Source organism: Pedobacter sp. SYP-B3415 (genome assembly GCF_004138205.1).
GTDB lineage: Bacteria > Bacteroidota > Bacteroidia > Sphingobacteriales > Sphingobacteriaceae > Pedobacter.
Genome location: NZ_RXNQ01000037.1, coordinates 1 through 10813 on the forward strand (window position 1 = coordinate 1; position 10813 = coordinate 10813).

Sequence of the window (10813 nt, forward strand, 5' to 3'; positions counted from 1 at the left end):
CCCTGTACTTGGGTAAATACCTTGTTACCTCGCCACGCTACATTGACATCTCTTTTAAGAACTTTTCCGGCTTATCTTTTACCTCGCGGCTGCCGTTTTTTATATCTTTTCAACTTCATCCCTCTCCTTTTAGTTACCGCCTCCGGGTCTGTTCGTCCCGGCCTTAGCTCCCTCTTCTCAAGGCGTTGATTTCAATCTTTTTTTATTTACTTCCGCAACATCCGCTGCTTCCGTTTTCCCTTCCTTTCGTTCAGGGACTGCAAAGGTAAGAATCTTTTTGTTTTCGCAAAGAAAAAGATTTTATTTTTTTCTTCTCTTACCCCTTTCAGCTTTTCATTATCCCCGTTCCTTCCGAACCGGGCTGCAAAGGTAGAAATTGTTTTGATTCCTGCAAAGACATCTTCATATTTTTTTGAAAAAAGTCTGCCTGGCTACACAATCCGGATTCTAACAGCATGACCTTCGGGCCGGCCACATCTCTATTCTACATCCCTGGTCTCCCGTCAAATCGCTACTTTTGCATAAATATATAGCTATGCCTCAGGTGCCTGCATCGCTCGTCGAGCAATTAAAACAACTTCCGCATTTTAACGAAGAGACCTTTATCGCTGCACATCTTGCCGACGGTAAATCTATCGTATCCGTCCGCAGTAATCCGTTTAAACCGGCAGAGCTGCCTTTTCCATCCAGTCCTGTGCAATGGAATAATGCCGGGTACTACCTGTCTGAACGGCCCTCCTTCACTTTTGATCCGCTGTTTCATTCAGGTTGCTATTATGTACAGGAGGCATCGTCCATGTTTCTGCAACAGGCCCTGCAAACCATCAGCCTTCCCGGAGATCCGGTTGTACTTGATCTTTGTGGCGCGCCAGGCGGTAAAAGCACGCTGATCAGTTCATTTTTGAACCAGAATGGACTCCTTGTAGCCAATGAGATAATCAAAACCCGGGTAAATGTGCTGGCAGACAACCTTGATAAATGGGGTCCCGCCAATACGATCGTCACAAATAATGATCCGCGCGACTTTGCGCGCCTACCCGCTTTCTTCGACCTGATCGTTGCCGATGCTCCCTGCTCGGGTTCAGGCATGTTTCGCAAAGACCCTGCCTCAATCAATGAATGGTCTGAAGACAATGTCAGACTCTGCAGCCAGCGGCAGCAGCGTATCCTTGCCGATGTTTACCCGGCGCTAAAAGAAAACGGCACGCTTATCTATTCTACCTGTTCTTATTCTGAAGCCGAAAATGAACTGGTACTGGATTGGCTTTTGGAAACATTCCATATGGAAAGCATCAGGCTTCCGCTTTTTGAGGGGATCGTTGAAACGACATCCCCCGGCAGGGGTGCTTACGGCTACAGGTTTTATCCCGGGCAGGTAGAAGGGGAAGGTTTTTTTATCGCCTGCCTGCGAAAGACTACGCCGGCAACCGTAAAAGCTATGAGAAAACAGGACGACCGGACGCTGGCAGGCAAACAGGAACGGGACATACTGAGATCATGGGTAATTGATATTTCAGGGTTGCAGATTTTTAGGTTTAATGAAGAACTGTATGCTTTTCCTGAGAGCCACTACAACGACTTTCTACAGATCAGACAGTCCTTATATATACGTAAGTCGGGCGTAAAACTTGGCCGGATTGCGGGTAAGGACCTTGTACCTGATCATCAGCTTGCATTAAGCCTGATTGTGCATGATAAGATTCCGCGTTTCGACGTAACGAAAGAAACCGCATTAGACTACCTTCGCAGAAATGAGATCCGGATTGATGCGGCAATACATGGCTGGGGAATGGTGTGCTTTGAAGGGCATCCCCTGGGCTGGGCTAAAGTTCTGCCTAACCGCGTAAATAATTATCTCCCAAAAGAACTTCGTATTCTCCGGCAATCCTGATCCTGCAGGCGCCGTCAGAATTATACTACCTGGCTGTCCGGCTTTTACTAGTACTGTCCGGTGGACAACATAACCAGTGTACAGGCCCTGACCGGCTCGATACCATGCTGATCAAGCAGCTTTTCGAGCTCATAGTTCTCTGTGCCCGGATTAAAGATGACCCGTTTAGGTTTCGTATCGATGATGTAATCATGATAATCCTTCTGGATGGCGGGTCCTATATATAAGGTAACGGTGTCAATATCATCGTGGATTGCACCCGGCTTCTCGATGGTCACACCTGCAACCTCCCCGGTTTTTACACCCACGTTTACAATCTCATGCTGGTATCGCGTGAGCATCTGGGCAGCTTTGTAAGCGTATCGGGAAGGATTTGGCGTTGCGCCGATGATTAGTGTCTTTTTCATGTGGACTCTCCTGCTTTTGTGAAGCTGTAGGCTGAAGGGCCCTGCACTTCATGCTGCCTAACACGCGCTTCGCTGCTTTTGTTTTAGGCGGGACATTGCAGAGGCATCAATATTTACAAAGAAGCGAGATCTGTCCGGCATGATAGGCATGGTGCTGTACCAACCCGTTCAACAGTTCAAAACAAGTGACTTCAGATCCATCCACTTTTTCTGATCCTCCGGCGACTTCCAGCCATCGTTCCGGCCTGACCTCGTCTGCCAGCCTGATCAGCTGCTCATTACTTTGTTTGAAATCGAGCAGTATATTATTCCAGTAATTTTCCGTCTGCTCCTGTGGAACGGGCCAGTCGCCCATTTCGGGTTCTTTTGCGGTTTCACCGGAGATGCGGCAGATGACCTCACGTGTCCAGGCGGTAAGATGCAGCACAAGTTCGGCAACAGAGTGTGCACCGGGCACCGGATGACTAAAGACCTTTCGTGCGCTGCACGCTGTCAGAATAGCAAGCAGGCTGTTGCCATGCCATGGTTCTCCATGAAAAGCTTTTCGCAATTCATTTACAATTTCCTTAGATGTCATAATAGGTTGTGCCCTGAAGGCAGGCTATTATAACGTTTTTTTCGCTTATATGGTACGGGCAACTGCCAATGCGCAATTCATGCCGTCTATTGCCGCAGAAACGATACCGCCGGCATAACCTGCACCTTCTGCACAAGGGTAAAGGCCCCGTACCTGCGGATGCTGCAGACTCTCTTTATCTCTTGGTATCCGCACCGCCGATGATGTACGGCTTTCCACGCCAACCAGAATCGCATCATTTGAGTAGTATCCGCGCATTTTCTTTCCAAATACCGGCAATGCAGCCTTAAGGCTCTTTGCGATAAAATCGGGAAGGATCTGATCTAACATGGCCGAACGGGTGCCCGGCAGATAGGAGTTTACGGGCAGGTCTACCGATAATTTTCCTTGGACAAAATCGATCATTCGCTGAGCCGGGGCTACCAGATTCCCGCCGCCCGCCTGAAATGCGGCTTTCTCTATCTCAGACTGGAAGTTAAGCATGCGCAGCGGATCATAACCCACTACATCATCAAGTGTGATCTGAACAACTGTGCCTGAGTTTGCAAAGGGATTATTGCGTTTTGAGGGCGACCAACCGTTTACGACAATCTCTTCTTCGCCGGTAGCGCAGGGTGCAATGATACCACCGGGACACATACAAAATGAAAATACGCCACGGCTGCCTACCTGCTCCACAAGGCTGTAATAGGCCGGCGGAAGAAACTCGCTGCGCGCGGCACTGTGGTACTGGGCTGTATCTATAACCTGTTGCGGATGCTCAATACGCAGACCCAGGGCAAATGGCTTTGCTTCTATCAGAATATTACGTGCGTGCAGAAGCTCATAAATATCGCGTGCCGAATGGCCTGTTGCCAGGATAACGGCGTGGCCGGTATATTCTTCGTTATGATTGACAACCACACCGCTGATACGCCCCTGATTCAAAATCAAATCGGTAACTTTTTTGCCAAAGAGAATCTCTCCACCAGCGTTCAGGATGGTTTCCCGCATGGCGGTGATAATATGTGGAAGTTTATTCGTGCCGATATGCGGACGGGCGTCAACAAGGATGTCTCCGGTAGCGCCATGGTCTACAAAAATTTGCAGCACCTTATTGATATCACCGCGTTTATTTGAGCGCGTGTACAGCTTGCCATCAGAATAGGTACCAGCTCCGCCTTCGCCAAAACAATAATTAGATTCCGTATTTACAAAGCCTTCTTTGTTAATAGCAGCCAGATCGCGGCGGCGTTGTTTAACGTCTTTACCACGCTCAAGCACGACAGGCTTAAGCCCGGATTCGAGACATTGAATTGCAGCAAATAAGCCTGCAGGCCCGGCGCCCACTATAATGACTTCGGTTTTTGATCTTACATCAGGATAGGTTGCCGGCCCTTGCTGAAGGGGAACAGGCTCATCAACAAAAGCACGAAGCATCAGCCGGAAAACCACGCGTCTGGAACGGGCGTCGATAGACCTCTTTAATACCTGATGTCCCGTTAACCTGGCTGGTTCGACCTGAAGTGCGGCTACCAGCCGCGCCCTGATGACCTCATTTTGCTCCACTTCATGCGGAAGCAGACTGATCTCGATATCTCTTTGCATACATTTTGTCAGGTGATCAGCGGTTTGCATGCCGGATGGCTCCGGGCGGATTCTGTAAAACTGACAAAACCGCATAAATTCATACCCTGATGTAACAAAGGTACGGAAATTGAATCCGATTTAGTAAATTTCAACCGTTGAGGGGAGCGGTCTGGCAGCATTGCCGCTGTTTTATTCAGCCACCCTTCAAAAGAAATGTTAAACGAAAAAAAATGAAAAGAATACTTTTTAGTCTTATTGCCGGCATTTTTGCCATGACCTTGTTCAGCTCATGCGGTTACAACAGCATGGTAAAACTTGACGAGAATGTAAAATCAAAATGGGGAACCGTACAAACGCAATATCAGCGGCGGGCAGACCTGATTCCAAATCTTGTAAGCACCGTAAAAGGCGCTGCAAAATTTGAGCAGGGTACGCTGACTGCGGTTACTGAAGCCCGCGCAAAGGCGACCCAGCTTACCGTAAAAGCAGACGATCTGAGCCCCGAAAACATTAAAAAATTTCAGGCAGCACAGGGAGAGTTGAGCCAGGCACTGGGCAAACTGCTTTCTATTACCGAGAATTATCCCGAATTGCGGGCAACACAGCAGTTCAGCGATCTTTCTGCACAACTTGAGGGGACTGAAAACCGTATTACTGTAGCGCGTAAAGATTTTAATGATGCGGTGCAGGAGTATAACGGTAAAATCCGTTCATTCCCCGCAAACCTGACCGCCGGCATGTTCGGTTTCAAACAAAAAGGATATTTTGAGGCTGATGCCGCGTCACAGAACGCACCAAAAGTAGAATTCTAAAAAACCTGTGGCGGCCCAGTGCCGCCACAATTATTTATAAGATCATGGCTATTTTTTCAGAAGAAGAACAGGATGCAATTGCGCAAGCCATTGAACAGGCTGAAAAGCATACTTCGGGCGAAATACGCATAGCAATAGACAGCCACTGTCCGGGTGATGCATATGAAACGGCAACGCGCCATTTCGAAGAGTTGAACATGCACCGCACAGTTCAGCGAAACGGTGTGTTGATCTACCTGGCGTTTGACGACCATAAATTTGCCATTATTGGCGACCGCGGAATTGACCAGCGTGTTCCCGCCGATTTCTGGGTGTCCACTAAAAATCTCATGCAGGAATATTTTGTAAAAGGTGAGTTTACCACGGGCATTGTGGCAGGTATCAGGCTGGCCGGTGAAAAATTAAGCGCATTTTTCCCTTCAAAAAATGATTATACAAACGAACTGCCTAATGAGGTCGTGTTCTTAAACTCAAAAACATCGGAATGAGAAAATTTTTAGCCGTCTGTTTTTTAATCTTTAGCAGTTTCCTCTCTTTTTCCCAGGACTTTCCCGAAAAGCCGGCTACGCTCGTAAATGACTATACCGGCACCTTGTCGGGCAGCGAAAAGCAGCAACTTGAGTCGAAGCTGGTAGCCTTTAATGACTCCACTTCCACGCAGATCGCTATAGCTATTCTCAAGTCTGTGGGCGATTACGACATCAATGAATACACGCTTGAACTTGGCCGCAAATGGGGCGTTGGTCAGGCGGGCAAGAATAACGGTATTATGATCGTTGTTGCGCTGGGCGACCGTAAGATCTCTATCCAAACCGGATATGGACTTGAGGGTGCCCTGCCCGATGTTTACGCAAAGCGCATCATCGAAAACGATATTAAACCGCAGTTCAAAGCCGGCCGTTATTATGAAGGTCTCGATGCCGGAACGAGCTCGATCATTGCTTATACAAAGGGTGAATACCACGACAAAGCACCTGCAAAAATCTCCAAAGACCGCGATGACATCAGCATTATCGGTATTGTGGTCATTATTATCATTGTAATTTTCCTGATCAAGCGGGGCGGCGGCGGTGGCGGAAGCCAGGTGATCGGCGGGCGCGGTGCCGCTAACGCACTTTGGTGGGCTATGCTGTTTGGCAGCGGAGGCGGCGGACGAAGCAGCGGAGGCTGGGGCGGCGGCGGTTCATCGGGCGGCGGGTTTGGCGGCTTCGGCGGCGGCAGCTTTGGCGGAGGCGGATCAAGCGGCAGCTGGTAATGACAACTTAATATGTACAGGAGAGATTTACTAACAGCAGAAATCCAGAAACTGGCACAGGTGCTGGCTCGTATTCTTGGTTTGAAAAACGAAAACCGGGATGATGAAGCGGCCGAAACGTTTAGTGAAAGCCTTCGGGCTTTTTTTGATTTGACAGCAGCACAGCTTGTGCTGCCGGAGAACGAATTTGAAGCCCTCCTGGACGAACGCAATTTCGAAGCCGGAAAAGTAGATTATCTTGGTCAGCTTATGCATGTTCAGTTTGATCCGGCTTTAAAAACCGGTGAGAACATTGCCCTGGCTAAAAATCTTTTGCTTTTATATGCCTTGCTTGAAAACAAGCATCATTTGCAGTCTTTCGGTAACCTCTCCATTCAACAACAATTAAAAAACTTTTTATCAGATGCTGATCACTAAATGGAAAAAACTTGACTCGCGCTACCTGGTCAACGAAAAGTGGGCAACCTTGCGGGTCGACACCTGTGAGCTTCCCGATGGAATTGTGAAAGATGATTATTATGTGCTGGAGTATCCGGATTGGGTCAATGCCATTGCAGTGACAGCAGATGGCGAGATTATTCTGGTGCAGCAGTACAGGCATGCTGCTGACATTATCTCGCTTGAAGTTCCCGGCGGTGTGATTGATGCCGGTGAAGAACCCGAAACAGCCATCAGACGCGAGCTGCTTGAAGAAACCGGCTACAGCTTTGAAAAATGCGAACTGATTGCAACGTTGTATGCAAATCCCGCAACATCAACCAACCGCACATTTACCTATCTGCTTACAGGGGGGATCAAAACCCATGAACAGCACCTGGATGAACATGAAATCCTTGAGGTTTCGCTTCACCGGCCGGAAGAGGTAAAAACCTTGCTGATGGAAAATAAAATCGGCCAGGCCTTACATGCTGCTGCCCTCTTTTACGGCCTTAACAGACTAAACATACCTTAATACTTATACAACCAAACATTCAATGAAGTTCAATTTTACAAAATTCGCGTTCGCGGCCGGGCTCCTTATGGCCGGCATGACTGCGAAAGCACAAAACGAAGCACTTTGGCTGCGCTACCCGGCGTTATCGCCCGATGGGAAGACGATTGTTTTTGGCTACAAAGGAGATTTGTACAAGATTCCGGCCAGCGGCGGAACTGCGACTCCCCTGACCATATCAGAATATCACGAACAAATGCCTGTATGGAGCCGCGATGGCAAGTCGATTGCCTTTGCAAGCAACCGTTACGGAAACTTTGATGTCTTTGTGATTCCTGCCAACGGCGGAACGGCCAGCAGGTTGACATTCAACAGCGTAAATGATTATCCCAGCGATTTCAGCGCAGACAGCAAAAAAGTTCTGTTTTCTTCGGCACACCACGCCCCGGCTAAAAGTGTACGTTTTCCGTCGCCGCGGTTGTTCATGAACCTTTACTCTGTTCCGGCCGACGGAAGCACCAAGCCCGTTCTGATCAGCGCAGCAGGAATTGAGAACGCCCATTACAACGCAGATGGCAGCCAGATTGTATTTCAGGACCGCAAGGGATACGAAGATCCATTCCGTAAACACCATACATCTTCAGTTACGCGCGATCTCTGGACACTCGAGCTGAAAAACAGTAAATACACTAAAATAACCGATTTCAACGGTGAAGACCGTGAACCCGTATTCAGCCTGAGCGGGAACCAGATTTTTTTCCTCAGCGAAAAAGACGGCACACAAAACATTTATAGCATGACGCCTGCCGGCGGAAGCGTTACCCAGCTAACCAGGCTCAAGGATTATCCCGTTCGCGCGCTAAGCGTTGCTACAGATAACACACTTTGTTACAGCTGGAACGGTGAGATCTATACGCTTGCCCCTGGCGGACAGCCGAAAAAGGTGCAGGTATTGATTGCAAATGAAACACCATCAGAAATCGAGAAAAACATTCCCATTAACAGCAATGTAAGTGAATACGCCCTCTCGCCGAATGGTAAGGAAATAGCTTTTGTTTCGCGGGGCGAGGTATTCGTCGCCAGTGTCGAAAACGGACAAACCAAAAGGATTACCAACACACCGCAGCAGGAGAGAATGATTGAGTGGGCACCCGATGGCAAATCGATTATATACGCCGCTGAGCGGAAAGGAAGCTGGGACATCTATAGAACCAGCAGAACTAGGGCTTCTGAACCTTACTTCTATGCATCAACGGTACTTGCAGAGGAGCCGGTCATACAAAGTGCTGCCGAAGAATTTCTTCCTAAATTCTCGCCTGATGGCAAAGAGATCGCTTATGTCGAAAACCGGAATATTCTGAAAGTTTACAACCTTGCAACCAAGGCAACCCGGACACTGCTGCCTGAGGGACACAACCACTCTTACAGCGATGGAGACTGGGGTTTTCAATGGAGCCCCGATGGAAAATGGATCATTACCGATGACCAGCGCGGGTTTTTCTTCTCAGCAAACAACGCTGCCCTGATCAAGGCCGACGGAAGCGGCAAAATTGTTCATCCCGTAAACAGCGGATTTGGCGAAGGCGCTGCAAAATGGGGAATGAATGGTAAAATCCTTACCTGGACAAGCGATCGCTTCGGACGCAGATCTGCCGCAGTACAGGGCAGCCGCGAAGTCGACGTGTTCGCCCTGTTCTTTGACCGGAACGAATTTGACAAATACAAGTTGAGCAAGGACGAGTTTGCCCTGTTCAAGGAAGCAGAAGAAAAAGCGAAAAAAGACTCAGCAGCAAAAACGGATGAAAAGACAAAGGCCAAAAAGAATACAAAGGAAAAAGCCGAAGCGAGCAAAACCCTTGCTACTCTCGATCTTGAAGGCGCCAGCGACCGGATTGTAAAACTTACCGGAAACAGCGCATCAATCAGCGACTATGCGGTTAACAAGGATGCAAGTAAAATATTTTATCTGGCTGCTTTTGAAAGAGGCTACGATTTGTGGGTCACGGAACCACGCACGCGGGAAAGCCGGATCCTGGCAAAGCTGGGTGGCTCACCAAGCGGCATCGAAATGAGCAAAGATGAGAAAACCTTAATTGTAAGTAACAGCGGACGGCTTGTAAAAATCGATGCAGAAAGCGGAAAAATTTCGCCCATTAACATAAACGGCGAGATGACATTAAATACCGCAAATGAACGCGCTTATATCTATGAGCATGCTTGGCGCCAGGTGCGGGAGAAATTTTATCAGCCAGAACTGCATAATGTAAACTGGGACGCCTATAAATCGGGTTACGAACGCTTTTTACCACATATATCAAACAACTTCGATTTCCAGGAACTTCTGAGCGAGCTTTTGGGCGAACTGAATGCCTCACATACCGGCGGCAGGTACTCGCCGCAGTTTCCTGCGGCAGATCGTACCGCTGCGCTTGGTCTGCTTTCAGACGAAACGTATACCGGTAAAGGGATCAAAATAACAGAGATTCTGGGTTCAGGCCCAGTTGATAAAACGGGTTCGAAGGTAAGAGCGGGTCAGATTATTGAAAAGATTAATGGTCGCGAGCTGGACGAAACTGAAGACGGTTCGAGACTGCTGAACCGTGAACTCGGTAAAACAGTGCTGCTGAGCCTGTATGACCCCGCAACCAGGACACATTTCGAAGAACCCGTTAAAACCATTTCTTTCGAAGAAGAAAACGAACTGATGTACAAGCGCTGGGTAAAAACAATGCGCGCCATGGTAGATAAACTTAGTGACGGCAAAGTAGGCTATGTTCACGTACGTGGTATGAACGATGACAGTTACCGTGAAGTTCTCGACGCTGCCGGTGGCATTAATCTTGAAAAACAGGCGCTGATCGTAGACACCCGGTTTAACGGTGGCGGCTGGCTGCACAACGACCTGAACACATTTTTATCAGGCAAGTCGTACCTGAATTTTACCAATCGCGGAAAAACGCTGAAAGGCACTGAACCGGTAGGAACCTGGACTAAACCCAGTGTGGTGCTTATGAGTGAGGGTAATTATAGCGATGCCTTTATCTTCCCTTACATTTACAAACAGACCGGTACGGGTAAACTGATTGGTATGCCGGTGGCCGGAACAGGTACAGCGGTATGGTGGGAACAACAGATCGATCCCACAATTGTATTTGGTATTCCGATGTTCGGGACTGTAGGCAAGGAAGGCCGCACGACAGAAAATCTGCAGGTAGAACCAGATATCCGCGTGGATCTTCCTTACAGTGATTTTCTGAATGGGAAAGACCCTCAGATTGAGGCAGCGGTTAAAGAAATGCTGCAGCAGACTGCGAAGAAATAAGTTAAAGAGCCACCTCCGGGTGGCTTTTTTTACGACCTGAGGTTTAAGA

10 protein-coding genes are annotated in these 10813 nt (G+C 48.4%); 7 read left to right on the top strand and 3 right to left on the bottom strand.

Annotated elements, in window-relative coordinates; genetic code table 11:
- Positions 1-517 precede the first annotated feature (517 nt).
- The gene (locus tag EJV45_RS18410) at positions 518-1891 is read left to right on the top strand and encodes an RNA methyltransferase (protein WP_205942427.1); all 1374 of its coding nucleotides are present in this window, start codon (positions 518-520) and stop codon (positions 1889-1891) included.
- Between the two features lie 47 nt (positions 1892-1938).
- Here EJV45_RS18410 and EJV45_RS18415 read toward each other — a convergent pair whose 3' ends face one another.
- The 3 genes from EJV45_RS18415 to EJV45_RS18425 form a co-directional block, all read right to left on the bottom strand.
- Positions 1939-2298 (bottom strand): CoA-binding protein, encoded by a 360-nt coding sequence (locus tag EJV45_RS18415; protein WP_129718110.1) that lies wholly within the window; start codon positions 2296-2298, stop codon positions 1939-1941.
- Positions 2299-2404: 106 nt separating this feature from the next.
- Complete coding sequence (locus EJV45_RS18420; protein WP_129718111.1) at positions 2405-2875, bottom strand: DinB family protein; 471 nt, start codon at positions 2873-2875, stop codon at positions 2405-2407.
- A gap of 45 nt (positions 2876-2920) precedes the next feature.
- On the bottom strand, positions 2921-4462 hold the full coding sequence (locus EJV45_RS18425; RefSeq protein WP_129718112.1) for an NAD(P)/FAD-dependent oxidoreductase: 1542 nt from the start codon (positions 4460-4462) through the stop codon (positions 2921-2923).
- A 212-nt stretch (positions 4463-4674) separates the two neighbouring features.
- On the opposite strand from EJV45_RS18425, the gene EJV45_RS18430 reads away from it, so the two are divergent.
- The 6 genes from EJV45_RS18430 to EJV45_RS18455 are packed head-to-tail and all read left to right on the top strand — an operon-like array spanning position 4675 to position 10764.
- The gene (locus EJV45_RS18430) at positions 4675-5256 is read left to right on the top strand and encodes a LemA family protein (RefSeq protein ID WP_129718113.1); all 582 of its coding nucleotides are present in this window, start codon (positions 4675-4677) and stop codon (positions 5254-5256) included.
- A 44-nt stretch (positions 5257-5300) separates the two neighbouring features.
- Positions 5301-5744 (top strand): TPM domain-containing protein, encoded by a 444-nt coding sequence (locus tag EJV45_RS18435; protein ID WP_129718114.1) that lies wholly within the window; start codon positions 5301-5303, stop codon positions 5742-5744.
- Positions 5741-6511 carry a YgcG family protein gene (locus tag EJV45_RS18440; RefSeq protein WP_129718115.1) on the top strand — a complete coding sequence of 257 codons (771 nt, stop codon included), beginning with the start codon at positions 5741-5743 and terminating at the stop codon, positions 6509-6511. The genes EJV45_RS18435 and EJV45_RS18440 overlap by 4 nt, the downstream gene beginning before the upstream one ends.
- 12 nt (positions 6512-6523) lie before the next feature.
- Positions 6524-6928, top strand: coding sequence for a hypothetical protein (locus EJV45_RS18445; RefSeq protein ID WP_129718116.1), 405 nt, complete (start codon positions 6524-6526; stop codon positions 6926-6928).
- A complete protein-coding gene (locus EJV45_RS18450) occupies positions 6915-7463 on the top strand; it encodes an NUDIX hydrolase (protein WP_205942428.1) in 549 nt (182 codons plus the stop codon). The genes EJV45_RS18445 and EJV45_RS18450 overlap by 14 nt, the downstream gene beginning before the upstream one ends.
- Positions 7464-7485: 22 nt before the next feature.
- Positions 7486-10764 (top strand): S41 family peptidase, encoded by a 3279-nt coding sequence (locus EJV45_RS18455; RefSeq protein ID WP_240755344.1) that lies wholly within the window; start codon positions 7486-7488, stop codon positions 10762-10764.
- The last annotated feature ends 49 nt before the right edge of the window (positions 10765-10813 follow it).

Coding starts and splice junctions, on each gene's coding strand:
- EJV45_RS18415 (WP_129718110.1), bottom strand. CDS start 2,298: ATGAAAAAGACACTAATCATCGGCGCAACGCCAAATCCTTCCCGATAC.
- EJV45_RS18420 (WP_129718111.1), bottom strand. CDS start 2,875: ATGACATCTAAGGAAATTGTAAATGAATTGCGAAAAGCTTTTCATGGA.
- EJV45_RS18425 (WP_129718112.1), bottom strand. CDS start 4,462: ATGCAAAGAGATATCGAGATCAGTCTGCTTCCGCATGAAGTGGAGCAA.
- EJV45_RS18430 (WP_129718113.1), top strand. CDS start 4,675: ATGAAAAGAATACTTTTTAGTCTTATTGCCGGCATTTTTGCCATGACC.
- EJV45_RS18435 (WP_129718114.1), top strand. CDS start 5,301: ATGGCTATTTTTTCAGAAGAAGAACAGGATGCAATTGCGCAAGCCATT.
- EJV45_RS18440 (WP_129718115.1), top strand. CDS start 5,741: ATGAGAAAATTTTTAGCCGTCTGTTTTTTAATCTTTAGCAGTTTCCTC.
- EJV45_RS18445 (WP_129718116.1), top strand. CDS start 6,524: ATGTACAGGAGAGATTTACTAACAGCAGAAATCCAGAAACTGGCACAG.
- EJV45_RS18450 (WP_205942428.1), top strand. CDS start 6,915: ATGCTGATCACTAAATGGAAAAAACTTGACTCGCGCTACCTGGTCAAC.
- EJV45_RS18455 (WP_240755344.1), top strand. CDS start 7,486: ATGAAGTTCAATTTTACAAAATTCGCGTTCGCGGCCGGGCTCCTTATG.